A 20,139-nucleotide genomic window follows, 5' to 3' on the forward strand; every position below is an offset into this window, starting at 1 on the left:
CTTGAAGTTTGTTTTAAACGCCCCCCCGTGATCCCCCGTTAAGCATCACAAATTTAAATATTCCCCGCTTTTTCATCACCCATAATTGATAAGCGTCATTACGCCCGGTGAGCTATTTCGGCAAAGTGCCCGCCTTTCACTTGGATCCATATTTAATCTCGGGGAATACAATAATGCTGGAATTACTGATCGGGCTGGTGGTCGCCGTCTTTGTCGGACGCTATATCATTAAAGGCTATTCACCCACCGGCGTGCTGATGGTAGGTGGCTTATTGCTGCTGATTATCAGTGCAATGATGGGCCACAGTATCCTGCCGGAAGGCACAAAAAGTACCGGCTGGAATGCCACAGATATCGTTGAATACGTCAAAATTCTGCTGATGAGCCGCGGTGGCGATCTGGGAATGATGATTATGATGCTGTGCGGATTCGCGGCCTATATGACACATATTGGGGCCAATGATGTGGTCGTCAAACTGGCATCGCGTCCGTTACAGATGATCAACTCACCGTACATTCTGATGGTTGCGGCTTATATCCTGGCGTGTCTGATGTCGCTGGCGGTATCTTCCGCCACCGGTCTGGGCGTGTTACTGATGGCGACACTGTTCCCGATAATGGTCAACGTCGGCATCAGCCGGGGCGCGGCGGCGGCGATTTGTGCATCCCCTGCGGCAATCATCCTTTCGCCAACATCCGGTGACGTTGTGCTGGCCGCGCAGGCGGCGAACATGCCGCTGGTGGATTTTGCCTTTAAAGTCACCCTGCCTATTTCGATTGCCGCCATCGCCGCAATGGCTGTCGCGCATTTCTTCTGGCAACGCTATCTGGATAAACGCGATACCACAGCCCAGGTGGATACGGTCGATTCAAATGCTGACGATGTGGCTGAAACCAATGCTCCGGCTTTCTACGCCATTTTGCCTTTCACGCCGATTATCGGTGTGCTGATTTTTGACGGAAAATGGGGGCCGAATCTGCATATCATCACCATTCTGGTGATCTGCATGCTGCTGACCGCCCTGATTGAAACCGTGCGTAACCGTAGCGGCAAAGCGGTATTCGCCGGTCTGGACGTGGCGTATCGCGGCATGGCCGATGCATTCGCCAACGTCGTGATGTTGCTGGTCGCGGCAGGCGTGTTTGCTCAGGGTTTAAGTACTGTCGGGTTTATCAGCAGCCTGATCGGACTGGCGCAAAACTTCGGTTCCGGCAGCATCGTTATGATGCTGGTACTGGTGGTGATCACCGTGCTTGCCGCCATGACGACCGGATCCGGCAATGCGTCGTTCTATGCCTTCGTTGAACTCATCCCTAAACTGGCGACGAAAATGGGCATTAATCCGGAATACCTGGTCATTCCGATGTTGCAGGCGTCCAACCTGGGCCGGACCCTTTCCCCGGTTTCCGGCGTTGTGGTCGCAGTGGCCGGCATGGCAAAAATCTCGCCTTTTGAAGTGGTTAAACGGACCTCCGTTCCCGTGCTGGTTGGCCTGATTGTGGTGATCGTCGCCACCGAAATTCTGGTGCCGGTGCACTAGTCCTCCCCGCTTTTAATTCCTGAATCGTTCAGGCTGTATCAGTGCGTTCACTGAGCGTGTCCCCGGAGCATACAAAAGTCTGTGACCGGGGCGTGTGAAGGCAGTCAACGCAGAGACGGCGGAAGGATTAAGGTATTGATCACATAAATACGATATCGGCTGAAGCGAACTCGGGTTAAGCTACTGCGCCTTGAAGGTCGGGGAAGTTTCCCTGTGCTGATTTGATGGCAAAACCAGCGTGAGAAAAGCTTTTATGTCGAATAATCCGGGCTATAAACGTATTGGCGGGTGGTTACTGGCCCCGATGGCGTATCTGATTGTGACGCTGCTCAGCGTCGTATTAATGCTGTTTCTGTTTTCAATGGCATTATTTGTACCGGAATCGCGTGAATATTTAATCACCAACTCGCAGGCATTTACCCTGCAATGGTATTTCTCTGTAGTGACCACGTTGGCGATGGGGTTATTTACCGTTGCGGTATTATGGCAATTTTGTAAGCGCGCCAGAGCGTTACCTAAAATGTATATTATCTGGTTATTGTGCACCGTGCTTCTGGCAGTAAAAGCCTTTGCATTCTCACCGGTTACCGATGATTTGGCCGTGCGTAACTTATTGTTACCTTTATTGGCCGCCGCCGTCTTTGTGCCTTATTTTAAGCGCTCACTGCGGGTAAAAGAAACCTTTACGGAATAACCCTGAATTTTTTAATGATTATTATGTCCGGGCAATTGCTATGACCTCTTATTTATTACTCTTCGTCGGCACCGTGCTGGTCAATAACTTTGTGCTGGTCAAATTTCTTGGCCTGTGCCCGTTTATGGGCGTGTCCAGGAAACTGGAATCGGCTATCGGGATGGGGCTCGCCACCACCTTCGTGATCACCCTGTCCAATATCTGCTCGTGGATCGTCAACACTTTTGTTCTGATGCCGCTGGGGCTGGTGTATCTGCGCACCATGGCCTTTATTCTGGTGATCGCCGTTGTCGTGCAGTTCACCGAAATGGTCGTGCGTAAAACCAGCCCGTCGTTGTATCGGCTGCTGGGTATTTTCCTGCCGCTTATCACCACTAACTGTGCCGTGCTCGGTGTGGCGTTGCTCAACATCAACCAGCAGTTCAACTTTATGCAATCCGCGCTGTACGGTTTTGCCGCGTCACTGGGCTTCTCGCTGGTCATGGTGCTGTTCGCTGCCATTCGCGAACGTCTGGTCGTCGCTGATGTTCCGGCACCGTTCAAAGGTTCTTCGATTGCGCTGGTCACGGCCGGCCTGATGTCATTGGCCTTTATGGGCTTCACGGGTCTGGTGAAATTCTAATGTTTGAATTATGGGTAGCAATTGGCGCGCTGACCGCTCTGGCGCTGGTTTTTGGCCTGCTGCTGGGTTACGCCTCGCGTCGTTTTGCCGTCGAAGGCAACCCGGTTGTCGATCAGATTGACGATATTCTGCCGCAGAGCCAGTGTGCGCAATGCGGATATCCCGGCTGTAAACCTTATGCCGAAGCGGTCGCCAATGGCGACAACATCAATAAATGCGTGCCGGGCGGCGAAGCAGTCATGCTCAAGCTGGCAACCCTGCTTAACGTTGAACCTCAGCCGATGGGTGAAGACGCCGCGGCTGCGGTACCGGTGCGTAAAGTGGCCTACATTGACGAAAGCAACTGCATCGGCTGCACCAAGTGCATTCAGGCATGTCCGGTTGATGCCATTGTAGGGGCCACCCGTGCCGTGCATACCGTGATTACCGATTTATGTACCGGCTGTGACCTGTGCGTCGCGCCCTGCCCGACGGACTGCATCGAAATGCTGCCGGTAAAAACCACCACCGCAAACTGGAAGTGGGATTTGAAATCCATTCCGGTTCAGGTCATCCATGCGGAGTAACATGTTTAATCTGTTTGCGGCGCTCAAAAAAGACAAGATCTGGGACTTCGACGGCGGTATTCATCCGCCGGAAATGAAGACTCAGTCAAGCCACGTTCCGTTGCGCAACGTGCCACTGCCTGAGCGCTTTATCATCCCGCTTCAGCAACATCTTGGTCCTGAAGGTGAGCTGTGTGTGAAACCCGGCGACCGCGTGTTAAAAGGTCAGCCGCTGACCACCGGTCGTGGCCGTACCGTACCGGTTCATGCGCCGACCTCAGGCGTGATTACCGCCATCGGGCCACACATTACTGCGCACCCTTCCGGCCTGAAAGAGCTTTGTGTGTTAATCGACGCCGACGGCCAGGACACCTGGTGTGACCGTGAATTCGTGGCCGATTACCGTCAGCTTACTGCTGAAGAACTGAATCAGCGCATCAGTCAGGCCGGTATTGCCGGGCTGGGTGGCGCCGGTTTCCCGACAGCAAGTAAACTGGCGGGCGGCCTGACCTCGACCCGCACACTGATCCTCAACGCTGCCGAATGTGAGCCTTACATCACTGCCGATGACCGGCTGATGCAGGAACATGCCATGGAAATCCTCCAGGGTACGCGCATCCTCTGTCACATGTTGCATCCTGAACGTGTGCTGATCGGCATCGAAGACAACAAACCTGAAGCGATTGCCGCACTAAAAGCGGCGATCAGCGCTGAAATCTCCGACGGTGTGCGTTTCGAGCTGCGGGTGATCCCGACCAAATACCCGTCCGGCGGTGCCAAACAGCTGACTAAAATCCTGACCGGCCTCGAGGTGCCAAAAGGCCATCACTCGTCGTCCATCGGCGTGCTGATGCAAAACGTCGGCACTGTGTTTGCCATTAAACGCGCCATCATTGACGGCGAACCGCTGATTGAACGCGTGGTCACGCTGACCGGTGAAGCAATGGCAAAACCGGGCAACGTCTGGGCGCGTCTGGGTACCCCCATTGAGCACCTGATGCAGGAAGGTCAGTTACAACCGCAGGGTAATAAAAAGATGGTGATCATGGGCGGTCCGCTGATGGGCTTTACCCTGCCGTCGCTCAACGTACCCGTGGTCAAAATTTCCAACTGTTTGCTGGCACCGTCCGAATCCGAACTGGGACAGCCCGGGCCGGAAGAAGCCTGCATCCGTTGCAGCCTGTGCGCGGAATCCTGTCCGGCCGGTTTATTGCCGCAACAACTTTACTGGTTCAGTAAAGGCGAGGAACACGAGAAAGCACGCAAGCATAATCTGTTCGACTGCATCGAATGCGGCGCCTGTGCCTATGTCTGCCCGAGCAATATTCCGCTGGTGCAGTATTACCGTCAGGAAAAGGCTGAAATCCGCGCCATCGATAACGAAAGCGCACGTGCCACGGAAGCCAAAGCGCGTTTCGAAGCCAAACAGGCGCGTATGGAGCGTGAAAAATTAGCGCGGGAAGAAAAGCATCAGAAAGCGGCTGTAAAACTCAGCGAGACACCGGCAGCAGAAGCCCCTGTAGAAGAAAAACCCGTGGCTGACACGCCGGAAGTCGATCCGCGCCAGGCCGCACTGGCGGCGGCAATTGCCCGCGCTAAAGCTAAAAAAGCTGCCGCGCAGCAGGATATCCCTGTGGCCTCTGAACCGGTGGCTGAAACAGCACCGCCCGCTGAGGAAGATGCCCGTAAGGCCGCGGTGGCTGCCGCGATTGCCAGGGTGAAAGCGAAGAAAGCCGGCAACACTGGCGTGGTTGTTGAAGCCAGAGAAAGTGAGCTTGCCGTTTCTCAGCCGCCCGCTGAGGAAGATGCCCGCAAGGCCGCCGTGGCTGCCGCGATTGCCCGTGTAAAAGCGAAGAAAGCCGCAGCATCACATCAGCCTGCCGGTGAAGAAAACGTGACAGCGTCACCTGCCGAACCTTCCGCAGACGACAAACGCAAGGCGGCAGTAGCCGCTGCCATCGCCCGCGCCAAAGCCAAAAAAGCGGCCGCGCAGGACACAGAAGAAACCGAGCCAAAACAACAAGAAAGCGATCCACGCAAAGCCGCCGTGGCTGCGGCGATCGCCCGGGTTAAGGCCCGTAAAGCCGCCCAAACAATGTCTAACGAGGAATAGATGGCCTTCAGGATCGCAAGTTCACCTTTTACGCATAATCGCCAGAACACCAGCACCATCATGATGATGGTGATCCTGGCGTGTATTCCCGGCCTGATCGCTCAGGTCTGGTTCTTCGGTTACGGCACGCTGATACAACTGACACTGGCTATCGTGATTGCTCTGCTGGCAGAAGGCGCCGTGTTACAACTGCGAAAACAGCCGGTGACAAAACGTCTGGGGGATAACAGCGCCCTGCTGACCGCGGTTTTGCTGGGTATCAGCCTGCCGCCGCTGGGCCCGTGGTGGATGGTGGTACTCGGCACGATTTTCGCCATCATTATTGCCAAACAACTTTATGGCGGTCTGGGTCAGAATCCGTTTAACCCAGCCATGGTAGGTTATGTGGTACTGCTGATTTCTTTCCCGGTGCAAATGACCACCTGGTTGCCGCCTGATACCCTGCAACACCATCACGCAGGCTTCACCGATACACTGCTGACTATTTTCACCGGGCATAACAGTCTGGATCTGACCGCCTATCAGCTCAATATGAACGTCGATGGCGTGACGCAGGCAACACCGCTGGATGCGTTTAAAACCGGTCTGCGCTCCGGCCATAGCGCCGATCAGATCCTGAGTACGCCATTGTTTAGCGGCACGCTGGCCGGTCTCGGCTGGCAGTGGATTAACCTGGGTTTCCTCGCCGGCGGGCTGTTCCTGATGTGGCGCAAAATCATCAGCTGGCACATTCCGGTCGCCCTGTTAGGTATGCTGACTGTATGCGCGGGTATCGCGTGGGGTCTGGCACCGGAAAGCTACTCTTCACCGCTGGTCGGGTTGTTCTCCGGCGCGACCATGCTGGGTGCATTCTTTATCGCCACCGATCCGGTGACAGCCTCCACTACCCCTAAAGGCCGCCTGATTTTCGGTGCGCTGATTGGTTTACTGGTGTGGCTGATCCGCAGTTATGGCGGTTATCCGGATGGCATCGCTTTTGCGGTTTTACTGGCCAATATTACTGTGCCACTGATTGATCACTATACACAACCACGTGTTTACGGGCATCGCTGAGGAAGAATGATGTTAGCAACCATGCGACGCCACGGCCTGATTCTGGCTTTCTTTGGCGCACTGATGACCGGGATGACGGCTCTGGTCAACCTGATGACCAAGCCGACGATTGAACATCAGGCGCTGTTACAGCAAAAAATATTGTTTGATCAGGTGATCCCTGCAGGCGTGTACGACAATGACATGCAAAACGAATGTTACAACGTCACTGATGAGGCACTGGGTAACATGACGCCGCACCGTATGTATCTGGCGCGCAAAAACGGACAGCCTGTGGCCGCGGTGGTTGAAACCACTGCGCCTGATGGTTATTCCGGTGCGATCCGGTTACTGGTGGCGGCTGATTTTCATGGCAAAGTTTACGGTTCCCGCGTGCTGGAACAGCATGAAACGCCGGGGCTGGGTGACAAAATTGAAGTGCGCATTTCAGACTGGATCAAGCATTTCGCCAATCAGACCGTTAACGGTGCAGGCGATGAGCGCTGGGCCGTGAAGAAAGACGGCGGTATGTTTGATCAGTTTACCGGTGCGACCATTACACCGCGCGCCGTCGTTCGCACCGTAAAACGCACGGCGCTGTTTATCGGGACGGTACCGTCTCAGCTTTCCCACCTCACCCCTTGTGGAGCACGTGATGAGTGAAGCCAAAAAGATAATCGTTCAGGGTCTGTGGACCAATAACTCCTCACTGGTTCAGTTGCTGGGGCTTTGTCCGCTGCTGGCCGTGACTTCGACTGCCACCAACGCCCTGGGTTTAGGCCTTGCGACCACACTGGTGCTGACCTGTACCAACGCCATGATTTCCGCATTCCGTAAGTGGATCCCGGATGAAATTCGCATCCCGATTTATGTGCTGATTATCGCCTCGGTCGTCAGTACCGTACAGATGCTGATCAACGCTTATGCGTTTGGTCTGTATCAGGCGCTGGGGATTTTTATCCCGCTGATTGTGACCAACTGTATTGTGGTCGGACGCGCCGAAGCCTGCGCAGCCAGCAGTCCGATCCATCTGGCCGCGCTTGACGGTGCGATGACCGGGCTCGGAGCAACCTGTGCGATGTTTGTACTGGGCTCAATGCGTGAAATTCTCGGCAGCGGCGTACTGTTCAACGGCGCTGATTTGTTACTCGGCAGTTGGGCGAAAGTATTGCGTGTCGAAGTGCTGCATCTCGATAACCCGTTCCTGCTGGCCATGCTGCCGCCGGGCGCGTTTATCGGCCTCGGTCTGTTGCTGGCCGCTAAATATCTTATTGATCAGCGCATGAAAGCACGGAAAGCGGCACAGCACGTTGCTGCTGAAGAAAGTTTGCCAAAGGGAAGTGTTCATGAATAAGGAAAAACGCACCGAAATTCTCAGCCGTTTACGTGATAACAACCCGCATCCTACCACCGAACTGGTGTACACCACCCCGTTCGAACTGCTGATTTCGGTATTGCTTTCCGCGCAGGCCACGGACGTCAGCGTGAACAAGGCGACGGCAAAGCTGTATCCTGTCGCCAACACGCCTGAATCTGTTCTGGCACTTGGCGTGGACGGTGTGAAGGAATACATCAAAACTATTGGCCTGTTTAATGCCAAAGCCGAGAACGTGATTAAAACCTGCCGTATTTTGCTGGAAAAACACAACGGAGAAGTGCCGGAAGACCGCGCCGCGCTTGAAGCACTGCCAGGCGTCGGCCGCAAAACCGCCAACGTTGTACTTAACACTGCCTTCGGCTGGCCGACCATTGCGGTGGACACGCATATTTTCCGCGTCTGTAACCGCACGAAATTCGCGCCCGGCAAAACTGTCGATGATGTCGAAGAAAAATTGCTGAAAGTGGTTCCCGCCGAATTTAAACTTGACTGCCATCACTGGCTGATCCTGCATGGCCGCTATACCTGCATTGCCCGCAAGCCACGGTGCGGGAGTTGTCTGATTGAGGATTTGTGTGAGAGTAAAGAGAAGGTCTATGCGGAGTGAAAGGGCTTCCCTTTTAAATAGCTATAAATGACTTTACATAGAATTGAGTAAGTTTCGGTTTTTCAATAACGGTTATCACATGGCCTGTCGCGCCGAAACCGACCAGAGGGGAAAGGCTTTTCCCCTCTGAACTCCCCTCGCTTTTTCAAACACGTGATCCGCGCGCTGGCTATGTTTCAGCAACCACAGCGACAGGCTGGAAATCTTGCCGCTACGCGGTGCCTTCTCTCGGTCCTGAAGCCTTCGGTCTTCAGGCCGCTCCGTTCAGCAAGATTTCTGAATCGCCCGCAGCTTTTTGAAAGATTAAGAAAGTGAGGTTGTGAAGTTGAAGCCTGAGGCCGGTTCCAAAATTCCGCCGGAGGAGAGGTGGAAAACCGCGCGTTTTTTGCGCGGGTTGCAACCCGAACGTAGGGCACCGCGCCGCGGCGGGATTTTGCGGCTATCACTGCGATACCTGAAACATAGCCAGCGAGCGGAGCGCGCAGTAAAAGAGCCGGAGATTCTTAAGAGGCGCGGCGATAGGCGCCTCTTAAGGCCAGTGTGGGTGGCACCCCACGGTTTTGACCTTGAAGTTGAAGTTAAAAGCCGCCATTGCAGCGGCCTCTGCAATCAAATAAACGATTTCGCCTGCTTGAGCACCACATCACAGGCCTTGGTTTTCACTTTCTCTTTTACCTGCGTCAGCCCGTTCCCCAGGTTATTCAGATCGACACTCTGATCTTTACCGGTTTTCAGCAATCCCCCCAGACCCTGCTGATAATCCTGGCTTTCCGCACCCTCTGCCGTCTGGATACCCAGCTTGCTCAGCAACTGATCTTTCACATTCTCAGTGCTGGCTTTGGAAAGTACGTTGTTCTTCACGCAATATTGCAACACACCTGCGACATTGTTCGCGCTGGTCGAGGTTAATGCGCTGTCGCCGCCGCTAAGCAACGAGGTCAGCGAAGAAGTGGTGCCGGTAGAACCGGATTTGCCGCCGCCGTTCAGTCCTTCGTTGGCGGCCTGCTGCAGTTGTCCCAGAAGATTATTCGACGCCTGTGCACCTGCTGAAAGCAAAATACCTGCAGAGGCCATCGCCAGAACAACGGCTTTCAATGTTTTCATGTGTTACTCCATTCATTTAACGCAATATTGCGCCAAAGCTTGAGCTTAAATATTCTTTTCATCAATAGGAATAGCGGAGATAAACCGTCGGAGGATGGTTTATCTGTCGGGTTTTTCTGTCTGCTGTTGTGCCAGCCAAAGCCCGGCGGCTGTGAAGAAATGCTGCGCCAGTGGCGTTGCCCTTCCCGCTTCGGCAACCACCAGTGCGGCGTGACGGCTCATCGGTGTGATATCCAGCGGACAACGTTTCAGTACAGGATGCATCTCATCAATCAGATGTCCGCGCGGAACCAGCGCACAGCCAATCCCGACGAACACGCCCTGCATCAGCTGGAAAATCGAGGTACTTTCAAGCCGCGGACGCAGCTCAAGCCCGGCCTGGCGGAAAAAATTATCCAGATAACGCCGGAAATAGCGGCTCGGCTCAGACAGACATAATGGCAGCGTGACTGCCTGTTCAGCGGTCATCAGTCCGATGTCCTGCAACTGCGGAAAATGATCCGGGTGATAGACCACATCAACGCCGCCATCATCAAGCGGCACCAGCTGAAAGCGCAGCTCATTGAGCGTCGAGAACTCAAAAAAACCAATACCGACATCCACTGAATGACTGCTCAGCGCTTCTATCAGCTGATCGGCACTGACTTCCGCGACACGATAATCCAGCCCCGGATGCGCCTCGCTGACCGCCTTAATCAGCTGCGCCAGCGACACGCTGCATTGCGGCATCACGCCGATACGCAATGTCCCGCTCATGCCCTGTTTCAGTGATTCGACTTCCAGTTTCAGCCCTTCATAGACGGCGACGATTTCACGCGCCCAGCTCAGCACGCGCAGGCCTTCGGCGGTAAAACCTTCAAAGTTATTACCGCGGTTGATCAGATTAAGGTCGAGTTCTTTTTCGAGATTTTTAAGGCGCATCGACAGCGTCGGCTGGCTGACAAAACTGGCTTCTGCCGCCCTGCCGAAATGTCGTTCGCGTTCGAGATTACACAAATAGATAAGTTGTTTGATATCCAATTTATTTTCTAATTCAGCCGGTTGTTATGCCTGATTGATTGCTGATGATTATAATCCAAAGTCATGATGATGACGCAGCGGATTAAAACCGGCCAGGGCGTCCTGACGCTGTTTACGTGCGCGGCGGGCCAGCGCATAGGCCGGATCGCCATTGAAACCGTGAAATCCGCCCGGATAAATGCTGAATTCCACCGGTACGCCGGCACGGATTAACCGGCGTGCATAGTCGATATTCTCATCGAGGAATAAATCTATCGAACCGACGCCAATCCAGGCTGGCGGTAATCCGCTCAGATCCTCTGCACGGCCCGCCGCAGCGTAGCAGGAAATATCCCGCAAACCCGCTTCATGACCAAGATAGGCGTGCCAGCCGACACGGTTGTCCTCGCGCGTCCAGGAGAATTCACCCGTCACCGGATTCGGGTTGGGATCGGTCACGGTGCGGTCGTCAAGCATCGGATACATCAGGTTTTGAAACGCCAGTTTCGGGCCATTGCGGTCACGGGTCAGCAGCGCCAGCGAGGCCGCCAGCCCTGCACCGGCGCTGTCGCCCATTACACCGATATGTTCGGGGTCGATGCCCAGCGCTTCTGCCTGAGCGGTCATCCAGACCAGCGCGGCATAGCAATCCTCCAGCGGTCCGGGGAACGGTGTTTCCGGCGCGAGGCGATAATCCACCGAAACAATGACACAGTCGTGCTGCGCCGCTGTCGGACGGGTCAGCGGCATCGATTGCTCAGGGCTGCCCAGCACATAGCCGCCACCATGAATATGCAAAATACCCATCCGCCCCTGGCGTGCATGTTGCGGTGAAATCACCACCACACGCACCGCCGGCGCGCCTTCGCTACCCGTAATGTGATGATGAGCGACGGAAACAGGCAGGCCATCATCCTGCAATAAACTTTCCAGTGCCGCTGCCTGCCGCTGAGCGCGCATATCAGGCAAAGCGGATACCTCCAGCACTTTTGCAGGCATCAGGGCCAGTAACGGGCGCAGTTCAGGGTCAACCAGGTGGGCAGTTTTCATCACAGGATCCATTTTTCAGTTATCGTCCCGTTATTTATAACGCCCTGAACCGGTTTTAAAAAGTCTGAATTGTTATTGCTTATGACTGATTACAGGTAGGTTTCTCATGAGGAAGCTGTCATGAAATGCGGGGCCACCCCGGATGTCATACCAAACGTGCCCGGCGTTCTGATCACGCAAAAAGGGGCCGGAGCCCCTTTCATTCCATTCACTGCCTGCTGCGATTATTTTCTGACTTGTTTGGTCGCAAAACCTTTGTTCAGTTTACGCCAGTACACCAGCCAGGTGATCAGCGCACAAACCACGTAAAACACCAGGAAGACTTTCATCGCGCCCGCCGGTGAACCGGTCATGGCCAGTGATGTCCCGAACGCTTTAGGAATAAAGAAGCCGCCAATCGCGCCGATGGAAGAGATAAAACCGAGCGCAGCCGCCGTATCGGTAACCGCTTCACGCAGCGCTTCATCATCGCTGGCACCACGGGCTTTAGCCTGATCAGTGGTGAGTTTGCGGAAAATCACCGCAATCATCTGATAGGTGGAGCCACTGCCCAGACCGGCCGTCAGGAACAGCACCATAAATACCGCGAAGAACGCCGGGAAATTGCCGCCCGCGCCACCGACCGGCAAGGTCAGGAACAGTAAACCCGCAAAAATCGCCATGACGATATAATTCACCAGAGTTACGCGAATACCACCCAGGCGGTCGGACAACATGCCCCCCGCAGAACGGGCCAGCGCACCAAAAAACGGGCCGAAAAAGGCAAATTGCAAAATATTGACGTCAGGGAACTGGGTTTTGGTCAGCATCGCAAAACCCGCTGAAAAGCCGATAAACGAACCGAAAGTCGCCAGATACAACACACTCATGATCCACAGATGACCGCGTTTCAGTACCGGTAATTGCTGGCGGATTGAGGCTTTGGAAGAGGCCAGATCGTTCATACCAAACCAGGCGGCAAGGGTACCGATGATCAAAAATGGCACCCAGATCCAGGCCGCATTTTGCAGCCAGATGTCAGTACCGTTCGCCAGCGTCTGTTTATCGCTGAAGGCCGCAAACACCCCCAGGGAGATGACCAGTGGTGCTATCAGCTGCATCACGCTCACCCCAAGATTACCCAGACCACCATTGATCCCGAGAGCGCCGCCCTGCTTCGCTTTCGGAAAGAAAAAGCTAATATTGGACATGCTCGATGCAAAGTTAGCGCCACCGAAACCGCACAACAGCGCAATGATCAGGAAAACGTTATAAGACGTGGTGGTATCCTGCACCGCAAAACCCAGCCACAGGCATGGCAGCACCAGAAATACAGTACTGATGGCCGTCCAGCGGCGACCGCCGAACAGCGGGATCATAAAGGAGTAAGGCACACGCAACAAAGCGCCGGATACTGACGGAATAGCGGTCAGCATAAACAGCTGATCCGTCGTGAAGTTAAAACCGACTTTGTTGAGGTTAACGGAGACCAGGCTGAACAGCATCCAGACGCAGAATCCCAGCAAAAGACAAGGCACGGAAATCCATAAATTGCGGCTGGCCACTTTATGCCCGGTTTTTTCCCAAAATGCCGGGTCTTCGGGACGCCAGTCCTGCAACAGGCGTGACGGTTTTTCCGTCGGTGAAGCTGATGTATGTGACATGTGTACCTCGGGTGGCAACGCATTGTTGTTGTAATGATTGAGTTCTGTCGCACACACTAGGTAGAGCACCACTCCGGGATGTTGATACAAATCAACGCAAACGCAGGTGGATAATGCCGGAAAAATCACCACAAATCCTTTGTGAGTACCCGGCGGGAAATCAATAAACTTCGTTTATTCAAAAGGTTGACGAAGAGATGTTCTTTGGGTTAACGACAGCATGAATGACATGGAAATAAAGGAGTAATCACAAAGGGGTATAGGGAAACGCTCCCTGATCATAAAAAATGCCCACACAGTACAGGTTTGTGTCATTCCGGCACGTTATCTGCGGCGTCCGCTATAGGTTCAGGAAATACTATTCATGTTTAAACGCGTACTGCCTTCTTTGTCGCTCATCAGCCAGATCACCTTGCTGATGCTGCTGCTCGGCCTTCTGGGCATTGGCGGAATGAGCCTGGCGGCCTGGATGGCGGGCAGTATCGAGGGCAATGCCCATGCGATCAATAAAGCGGGTTCGCTGCGCATGCAAAGTTACCGGCTGTTATCTGAAGTACCGCTGCAGGAAACCAGTGCCCGCTATATCAGCCAGATGGAAACTGATCAAAACAGCGCCGATTTATTACAGGCTGTTGAGCGCGAAAATCTGCAACCACAGTTTCTGGCATTACGTCAGTACTGGCAAACCACCCTGCGCAACCAGCTTCTGACGGCTAAGCATCCGCAGGATGTCTCGGCCAATATTGCCGTCTTTGTTGGCCAGCTTGATGAGCTGGTCGCGGCACTGGAGCACAAAACCGAATACCATTTACAGCAGATTTCGCTGATCCAACGTGGACTTCTGGTGGTAACTCTTTTACTGATGGCGCTGACCATCTGGTTCCTGCGCCGCCATCTGCTGACGCCCTGGAAAAGCCTGCTCGCACAGGCCAGCGCCATTACCGCCGGAGATTTCAGCCGCCGCTATCAGCGCAACCGTGTGGCGAATGGCGATGCGCATAATGAAATGGATATTCTCGGCGATTCGCTCAACAGCATGTCGCTGGCCCTGGCGGAAATGGTCGATAATCTGGCCCAGCGCGTGGCAGAAAAAACCGCCGATCTGCAACAAAAAAATCAGATGCTGGATTATCTGTACCGCGTGAGCCGTCAGCTTCACACCAGTGCACCGCCTGAGGCACGCATGGAACCGGTGCTGAAAGAGTTGCAGTCACTGACTCCGCTGAGTGGCATTCAGTTGCGGCAATACGAAAATAACAGCGCGGAAGTATTCAATGAATTCAGCCACACTTCGCCACGTCAGCCTGACATCCCAGAGGTCGGTGAACATGCACAAGACGGTGGCGAGTCCCTGAGCTGGAGCCTGCGCGACGATCGCGAAAATTACGGTGTGCTGCTGGCGCAGTTGCCGCCAGGGCAGTATCTGGATGACGATCAGCAGCAACTGATACACACCCTGCTGGAACAACTCACCAGTACTCTGATGCTGGCACGTCAGGCGGAACATCAGCAACAGCTGATGCTGATGGAGGAACGTTCGGCTATCGCCCGTGAACTGCATGACTCGCTGGCGCAGTCACTGTCATGCCTGAAAATTCAGGTGGCCTGCCTGCAAATGCACGCCGATGCCTTCCCGGAAGAAGACAAAAATCTGTTGCTACAAATGCGGGAAGAACTCAATACCGCTTATCGCCAGTTGCGTGAACTGCTGACCACCTTCCGCCTGACGCTGAACACCCCCGGCCTGCACGCCGCACTGCAACATACCGTAGATGAATTCTCACGCCGTATGGGCCTGGCCATTGATTTCGATTATCAGATCCCGCCGCGTTCCGTTCCGGCCAATCAGGGCATTCACCTGTTGCACATTGCCCGTGAAGCCCTGAACAATGTTTATAAACATGCTAATGCCACCCGGGTATCGCTTTCATTACAGTGTCATGACGGCGAAATCAGCATGAATATTTGCGATAACGGTGACGGTATTTCGCAGGACATCGGGCAGCAAAATCATTATGGGCTGATCATCATGCAGGATCGCGCCAGTACCTTACACGGCAAATGTCGGGTCGCCCGGTGCCCGGAGGGCGGCACAGAAGTCACTGTGCGTTTCCGGCCCGAAGCCCTGCCAGTTAATCCCCAGGAGCAAGTATGAACGACACCACCCCTTCCACTATTTTGCTGATTGACGATCACCCTATGCTGCGCAACGGCGTGAAACAGCTGATCGCGCTGGACTCACGCCTTAAAGTTATTGGTGAAGCCAGTAATGGCGAACAGGGCGTCGAACTGGCAAAACAGCTCGATCCGGACCTGATCCTGCTGGACCTGAATATGCCGGGCATGAACGGGCTGGATACACTCGACAGCATGCGTCAGACCTCCCTTTCCGGGCGGATCGTGGTTTTCAGCGTATCGAATCATGAAGATGATGTGGTAACCGCCCTGAAACGTGGCGCGGATGGGTATTTACTGAAAGATATGGAGCCGGAAGATTTGCTCACTGCGCTGCATAACGCCGCCGCCGGGAAGATGGTGCTGAGCGAAGCGCTGACACCCGTTCTCGCGGCAAGCCTGCGTGAAAGCCGCCCGAGCGGTGACCGCGATATTCAGTCCCTGACGCCGCGCGAACGCGACATCATCAAACTGATCGCCGAAGGTTTGCCGAACAAAATGATCGCCCGTCGTCTGAATATCACCGAAAGCACGGTGAAAGTGCACGTCAAACATCTGCTGAAGAAAATGAAACTTAAATCCCGCGTTGAAGCGGCAGTTTGGGTATTACAGAGTAATGTGCTTTAACCAGGCGTTAGCCGTTAAACACCTGCCAATCCTCCCCTGCGAAGGGCTGACTCTTATACACAAATCCCCGGCATTCATGACGGGGATTTTTTTTGAACTTTTTCCTTCTCCGTTGATCTTCTTTACAGGTAGAAAATGTGACCCAGGCGCGGCAGATCATCAGCTATTACGAACGGCGCTGGCGAAAATGGGTCATTGATACGACAGCAAACGTACGGGTCGTGCAGGCTGGATAGTGATGTGGGAAGGCTGGCTCAAGCTGCAGAATATCGTTGAAGGCTACAAACTTGCGAAGTCTCTTGATCAGGAGATCTGATCAAGAGACAGGCGAAGGTGGAGGAGCACTCCGAGTATTAAGGTCAAAAATAAAAGAATACGCCAGTATTGTACTCAATCGCTTTATTTATTTGGGACACCAATACTTCAGCATTGGCACGATCTGATGGAGAAACCTGCCCCAGAATACTCTTAGCCAATGTTAAATCACGAATGCCGATAATTTTCTCATCTTCGAATTCGTCTATGTTAATTTCGATGAACTGGTTCAATTGACTGATAACACCTGTATCGATTAGAGACTGAAATTGTTCATCAGTTATCGTAACTTCGATCAAATCTCCCTCAAGAGATACATCAAGATCAAGACGTTGCATGGCATCTTGACTGGTCGGTACAGAGATACATTTCATGTTATTTACGTCCTGGAATGTTAAAATGCGTGACTTCATTATATTCACTCTGAGTCCTTCCTATTTGCTTGCCCCCTTCAAGTATTTTGTTATTTGGAACAATACCATCAAGATCTAAATAGGTTCTTTTGCCTGACAGGGAGGGGTCATTGATGCGGAAATAGTCGCCGTTTAAGTCTTCAACGACTTGTACACCAGTCTCAGGGTGAGCGTAAATCCGTTTTCCTGAGTTCGTAGTTGTAACCAAAGGATGATTTCCGGCAAATTTCTTCAATGCTTCATCCAGATCCGCAGTCGGCCAATTTCCTGAAAATTTCTTAGCGCGGGCAGCCCCTGCTGCTAACGTGCTCTGTCTTGGAGCTAGTTTTTCTAACTGGGAAATTTCACTGACAGTCCCTAACCCACTAAGCCCGAGCCCGGCCATCACTGACGTAATCGCAATAGCTGCACCCACTGTAGTTAAGTCGTTTAATATTGTCTGACAGGTAAGAATTACGTGAACATCATCCACTACATGACCACGAAATGAGCAGGATAGGGAAATGAAGTTTTGGGTAATAAAGTGTGGTGACTCCCTCCTCTGCGACTGCTTCTTGATGAGGAGATCTGATAAAGAGACTGCTCGCAGGGGGAGGAGCAAAAAGCTAAACCCTCAGTGGCCAGGTCGGCTCCCTTCCCCTGCGAAGGGGCGGAGCGAAGGCCCCGATCAGAAATTCAGCCCTGAATCATTGCCGTATTGCGGCTGAGCCGTCAGTGGCGGGGATACATTCAGCGTGATCCAGTTGGAGGTGACTTTCTGCGATTTGCTGTCTTCCACAGTCACCGACAGATGATAAATGTTGGTGGCGTCCGGGGAATCATCCCATGGTGGCACAATCACACTCCAGCCATCAGGATTCCGGTTATTCGCAGGTGGCGTCAGGCTCAGCGCCTGCGTATCGCCCTGCCAGCTCAGCGCCACCACAGAATTCAGCGCGTGCAGTTGCAGTTTCAGCGGTACCGTTTCGCCTGGCTGTAATGACCACGGCGGCGTGGCCAGAAATACCGACAAGGTCTTACGCTGTTTGAATTCCATCACCGGCATATTATTGCGGTCAACCATGTCCATCCGGCTTCCGCGCAGCGAGCGCGCTACCGCGACGTTCTGTGAGGACAACTGCTGCGACAGTGGCACCCCCAGCCGGTAATTCAGTGTCAGTTTCACTACATCCTGATTATCCCCATCCTGTCCGGCCTGATGCTCAGCCATCACCGTCACGATCGGCACCGGGGTGTAATTGACGCCAAACGACACTGCCGACGGATTACTCTGCCGCGTGCCGTTGCCGAACAAATCCACCTGATTACCGAAATACTGCTCATAACTCAGCGAAGCGCCTAACTGGCGGTAGAAAGGTAAATAGCCTTTGGTGGTAATGTCGTAGCCACGCGCCTGACGCCGCAGTTGCGCAGACGTGCTGCTGTCGGCTTTATAGGAGGAAAACGGCTGATAATAATTGGTAGAAAAGCGCAGGTAATCTGTCCCCGCCTCCGCGCCCAGACTGCCGCGCGTCAGCTGATGGTCGAAGTCGTTATCCACAAACGCGTTATACCCCAGCATCCACGTACCGGTATTAAAGCGCTGGCCGAGGCCGAAATTACCAACCGTGGCATCCGTCTCGCTTTGCAGGCCGATCTGGCTGTAAACCAGATTGGTTTCAGACTGGTACAGCGGGCTGAATAACCGACCGGAACTGCCGTCAAGATTATGGCCGGTCATGTCCAGCGAGGTGCTGACGGTGCCCAGCGGCGAAAGCAAACTGCTGGTTTCTTTTTGCACCAGTTTCGCCGCCTGACTCAGTGCCAGCGTTTCCGCCTGCACCCGTAAGGGATCATCGCTGTCCGCCGTCGTGGTTCCCAGCTCTTTCAGAGCGGTGGCAAGCTGTTTTTCCATGGCCGTGGGCCCGGTATTGTTCTGTATGTACTGGCTGCCGAGGCTGGGTAACATCCGGGAAGGTTGGGCCGGGGTTCCGTTATTAAAAACAGAACTTTCGTCACTGGCGGGCAGAAAACCGTTGAGGTTATAACCGGGAACGCCGTATTCGCCAGATCCTACCGTCAGCGCACTGGCGCTTACAGCATAGAAGGCGGCTCCCCCTGCAAGCAGCAAAGAGGCGCAGGTGTTTCCTGCAAATCGCTTCAATAAATCAGAAAAAAAATCTGTGACTTCAGTCATACCTTACACATTTCATGAGTAAGGTTTGATCTTACCGTACAGTCAGCATAATTCAACCTTCACGCCACGAACGGCCACACACCGCCTTATCGCCAGTCAAATCATGCTCATTCATTTCCAGAGTGAACGCAGGGCTAATTTGTTGCCACATCGCAAAAAATATCGCCTAAAATTACATCAAAGATATCAATCACACACATTTAATAACATTTTTAACAAACGAACTATTTATCTTTACATTCTATTTTCATTTATCCTTAGCAGGTTAACGATTATCCCGATGCCACCCGACTGCCCTGGCAGAGTGCGTCCGGACCTTAAAGTGATATGTACAAACAGGGAACATAAATGAGCAAAAAAACCTTGCCCGGCGTGACCCGCAGACAAATTCTCTCATTCACGGCCGCCTCCGCAGTATTGGGTGCAGCCAAAGCCGCAAATGCGGTGACGCTCAAAGGCACGCCCGTGTGGAGCCCCTTTGACGCCAGCCCGCCGCCGCACATCGAGACCGATGGCTGGGTGTTCTTCACCGAAGCCGAAGCCGCCGCCATGGAAGCCATTGTTGACCGTCTGGTGCCCGCCGATGATCTGAGCGTGGGCGGTAAAGACGCCGGATGCGCGGTATTTATTGACCGCCAGCTGGCCGGATTCTACGGCACCGCCTCCCGGCTTTATATGCAAGGCCCTTTCCAGGATGGCACGCCGGAACAAGGCGATCAGTCGTCGCTGGTTCCGCAACAGCGCTACCGTCTTGGCCTGGCCGCATTAGATAAATACACCCGGTCACAGCATCAGAAGTTATTCAAAGATCTGCCCGGTGAGCAGCAGGATCACATCCTGTCAGGTCTCGAGAGCGGAAAAATTGCCCTTGAAGGGATCGACTCTAAAATGTTCTTTGCCATTGCACTGAAGAACACGATGGAAGGTTTCTTTGCTGACCCGATTTACGGCGGTAACCGCAATATGGTGTCGTGGAAAATGCTGGGCTTCCCCGGCGCACGTTACGACTACCGCGACTATATCGGCAAGCACAATCAGAAACTCGATCTCGAACCGCTGAGTATTTCCGGCGGTGACGCATGGAAAATAAAAAGCTAAGGGCAGA

General features: G+C 53.6%; 19 protein-coding genes. 12 read left to right on the top strand and 7 right to left on the bottom strand.

Annotation, left to right across the window (positions count from 1 at the left end):
• Nucleotides 1-173 precede the first annotated feature (173 nt).
• The 9 genes from dcuC to nth all read left to right on the top strand — a co-directional run bounded on the left by dcuC (nt 174) and on the right by nth (nt 8,532).
• The gene (gene dcuC / locus J1785_RS19350) at nt 174-1,541 is read left to right on the top strand and encodes an anaerobic C4-dicarboxylate transporter DcuC (RefSeq protein ID WP_129951211.1); all 1,368 of its coding nucleotides are present in this window, start codon (nt 174-176) and stop codon (nt 1,539-1,541) included.
• 253 nt (nt 1,542-1,794) lie between these two features.
• Complete coding sequence (locus J1785_RS19355) at nt 1,795-2,235, top strand: DUF2569 domain-containing protein (protein WP_129990759.1); 441 nt, start codon at nt 1,795-1,797, stop codon at nt 2,233-2,235.
• A 40-nt stretch (nt 2,236-2,275) separates the two neighbouring features.
• Nucleotides 2,276-2,857, top strand: a complete 582-nt coding sequence (rsxA, locus tag J1785_RS19360) for an electron transport complex subunit RsxA (protein ID WP_015697462.1) — start codon at nt 2,276-2,278, stop codon at nt 2,855-2,857.
• Nucleotides 2,857-3,423 carry an electron transport complex subunit RsxB gene (rsxB, locus tag J1785_RS19365; RefSeq protein WP_013575430.1) on the top strand — a complete coding sequence of 189 codons (567 nt, stop codon included), beginning with the start codon at nt 2,857-2,859 and terminating at the stop codon, nt 3,421-3,423. Before rsxA ends, rsxB begins: the two co-directional genes overlap by 1 nt.
• A gap of 1 nt (nt 3,424) precedes the next feature.
• Nucleotides 3,425-5,515 (top strand): electron transport complex subunit RsxC, encoded by a 2,091-nt coding sequence (gene rsxC, locus J1785_RS19370; protein WP_217220241.1) that lies wholly within the window; start codon nt 3,425-3,427, stop codon nt 5,513-5,515.
• On the top strand, nt 5,516-6,568 hold the full coding sequence (rsxD, locus tag J1785_RS19375; protein ID WP_129951207.1) for an electron transport complex subunit RsxD: 1,053 nt from the start codon (nt 5,516-5,518) through the stop codon (nt 6,566-6,568).
• Nucleotides 6,569-6,577: 9 nt separating this feature from the next.
• A complete protein-coding gene (gene rsxG / locus J1785_RS19380; RefSeq protein ID WP_217220251.1) occupies nt 6,578-7,210 on the top strand; it encodes an electron transport complex subunit RsxG in 633 nt (210 codons plus the stop codon).
• Complete coding sequence (locus J1785_RS19385) at nt 7,203-7,901, top strand: electron transport complex subunit E (RefSeq protein ID WP_129951206.1); 699 nt, start codon at nt 7,203-7,205, stop codon at nt 7,899-7,901. The genes rsxG and J1785_RS19385 overlap by 8 nt, the downstream gene beginning before the upstream one ends.
• Complete coding sequence (gene nth, locus J1785_RS19390) at nt 7,894-8,532, top strand: endonuclease III (RefSeq protein WP_129951205.1); 639 nt, start codon at nt 7,894-7,896, stop codon at nt 8,530-8,532. The genes J1785_RS19385 and nth overlap by 8 nt, the downstream gene beginning before the upstream one ends.
• 609 nt (nt 8,533-9,141) lie before the next feature.
• Here nth and J1785_RS19395 read toward each other — a convergent pair.
• From J1785_RS19395 to J1785_RS19410, 4 genes are all read right to left on the bottom strand, one after another.
• Nucleotides 9,142-9,636 (bottom strand): YjjA family protein, encoded by a 495-nt coding sequence (locus J1785_RS19395; RefSeq protein ID WP_217138602.1) that lies wholly within the window; start codon nt 9,634-9,636, stop codon nt 9,142-9,144.
• Between the two features lie 99 nt (nt 9,637-9,735).
• Nucleotides 9,736-10,656, bottom strand: a complete 921-nt coding sequence (locus J1785_RS19400) for a LysR family transcriptional regulator (RefSeq protein WP_129951202.1) — start codon at nt 10,654-10,656, stop codon at nt 9,736-9,738.
• Nucleotides 10,657-10,704: 48 nt separating this feature from the next.
• The gene (locus tag J1785_RS19405) at nt 10,705-11,685 is read right to left on the bottom strand and encodes an alpha/beta hydrolase (protein ID WP_217220242.1); all 981 of its coding nucleotides are present in this window, start codon (nt 11,683-11,685) and stop codon (nt 10,705-10,707) included.
• 224 nt (nt 11,686-11,909) lie between these two features.
• Nucleotides 11,910-13,328 carry a NarK family nitrate/nitrite MFS transporter gene (locus tag J1785_RS19410; protein WP_129951200.1) on the bottom strand — a complete coding sequence of 473 codons (1,419 nt, stop codon included), beginning with the start codon at nt 13,326-13,328 and terminating at the stop codon, nt 11,910-11,912.
• A gap of 364 nt (nt 13,329-13,692) precedes the next feature.
• Between J1785_RS19410 and narX the strand changes: the two genes are divergently transcribed.
• Nucleotides 13,693-15,483 carry a nitrate/nitrite two-component system sensor histidine kinase NarX gene (narX, locus tag J1785_RS19415; protein WP_217220247.1) on the top strand — a complete coding sequence of 597 codons (1,791 nt, stop codon included), beginning with the start codon at nt 13,693-13,695 and terminating at the stop codon, nt 15,481-15,483.
• The gene (gene narL, locus J1785_RS19420; RefSeq protein WP_129990767.1) at nt 15,480-16,130 is read left to right on the top strand and encodes a two-component system response regulator NarL; all 651 of its coding nucleotides are present in this window, start codon (nt 15,480-15,482) and stop codon (nt 16,128-16,130) included. The genes narX and narL overlap by 4 nt, the downstream gene beginning before the upstream one ends.
• Before the next feature lie 359 nt (nt 16,131-16,489).
• Here the strand turns inward: narL and J1785_RS19430 are convergent, their stop codons facing one another.
• The 3 genes from J1785_RS19430 to J1785_RS19440 all read right to left on the bottom strand — a co-directional run bounded on the left by J1785_RS19430 (nt 16,490) and on the right by J1785_RS19440 (nt 19,034).
• A complete protein-coding gene (locus tag J1785_RS19430; protein WP_129951197.1) occupies nt 16,490-16,819 on the bottom strand; it encodes a hypothetical protein in 330 nt (109 codons plus the stop codon).
• A 1-nt stretch (nt 16,820) separates the two neighbouring features.
• Nucleotides 16,821-17,330, bottom strand: a complete 510-nt coding sequence (locus J1785_RS26810; RefSeq protein WP_238483288.1) for a hypothetical protein — start codon at nt 17,328-17,330, stop codon at nt 16,821-16,823.
• A 195-nt stretch (nt 17,331-17,525) separates the two neighbouring features.
• Entirely contained in the window at nt 17,526-19,034 is a 1,509-nt protein-coding gene (locus tag J1785_RS19440) for a YchO/YchP family invasin (RefSeq protein WP_217220248.1), read from the bottom strand.
• 348 nt (nt 19,035-19,382) lie between these two features.
• On the opposite strand from J1785_RS19440, the gene J1785_RS19445 reads away from it, so the two are divergent.
• Nucleotides 19,383-20,132 carry a gluconate 2-dehydrogenase subunit 3 family protein gene (locus J1785_RS19445; protein ID WP_129990769.1) on the top strand — a complete coding sequence of 250 codons (750 nt, stop codon included), beginning with the start codon at nt 19,383-19,385 and terminating at the stop codon, nt 20,130-20,132.
• Nucleotides 20,133-20,139 lie beyond the last annotated feature (7 nt).

The sequence above is a fragment of the Rahnella perminowiae genome (assembly GCF_019049755.1).
Taxonomy (GTDB): domain Bacteria; phylum Pseudomonadota; class Gammaproteobacteria; order Enterobacterales; family Enterobacteriaceae; genus Rahnella; species Rahnella perminowiae.

Coding starts and splice junctions, on each gene's coding strand:
- dcuC (WP_129951211.1), top strand. CDS start 174: ATGCTGGAATTACTGATCGGGCTGGTGGTCGCCGTCTTTGTCGGACGC.
- J1785_RS19355 (WP_129990759.1), top strand. CDS start 1,795: ATGTCGAATAATCCGGGCTATAAACGTATTGGCGGGTGGTTACTGGCC.
- rsxA (WP_015697462.1), top strand. CDS start 2,276: ATGACCTCTTATTTATTACTCTTCGTCGGCACCGTGCTGGTCAATAAC.
- rsxB (WP_013575430.1), top strand. CDS start 2,857: ATGTTTGAATTATGGGTAGCAATTGGCGCGCTGACCGCTCTGGCGCTG.
- rsxC (WP_217220241.1), top strand. CDS start 3,425: ATGTTTAATCTGTTTGCGGCGCTCAAAAAAGACAAGATCTGGGACTTC.
- rsxD (WP_129951207.1), top strand. CDS start 5,516: ATGGCCTTCAGGATCGCAAGTTCACCTTTTACGCATAATCGCCAGAAC.
- rsxG (WP_217220251.1), top strand. CDS start 6,578: ATGTTAGCAACCATGCGACGCCACGGCCTGATTCTGGCTTTCTTTGGC.
- J1785_RS19385 (WP_129951206.1), top strand. CDS start 7,203: ATGAGTGAAGCCAAAAAGATAATCGTTCAGGGTCTGTGGACCAATAAC.
- nth (WP_129951205.1), top strand. CDS start 7,894: ATGAATAAGGAAAAACGCACCGAAATTCTCAGCCGTTTACGTGATAAC.
- J1785_RS19395 (WP_217138602.1), bottom strand. CDS start 9,636: ATGAAAACATTGAAAGCCGTTGTTCTGGCGATGGCCTCTGCAGGTATT.
- J1785_RS19405 (WP_217220242.1), bottom strand. CDS start 11,685: ATGAAAACTGCCCACCTGGTTGACCCTGAACTGCGCCCGTTACTGGCC.
- J1785_RS19410 (WP_129951200.1), bottom strand. CDS start 13,328: ATGTCACATACATCAGCTTCACCGACGGAAAAACCGTCACGCCTGTTG.
- narX (WP_217220247.1), top strand. CDS start 13,693: ATGTTTAAACGCGTACTGCCTTCTTTGTCGCTCATCAGCCAGATCACC.
- narL (WP_129990767.1), top strand. CDS start 15,480: ATGAACGACACCACCCCTTCCACTATTTTGCTGATTGACGATCACCCT.
- J1785_RS19430 (WP_129951197.1), bottom strand. CDS start 16,819: ATGAAATGTATCTCTGTACCGACCAGTCAAGATGCCATGCAACGTCTT.
- J1785_RS19440 (WP_217220248.1), bottom strand. CDS start 19,034: ATGACTGAAGTCACAGATTTTTTTTCTGATTTATTGAAGCGATTTGCA.
- J1785_RS19445 (WP_129990769.1), top strand. CDS start 19,383: ATGAGCAAAAAAACCTTGCCCGGCGTGACCCGCAGACAAATTCTCTCA.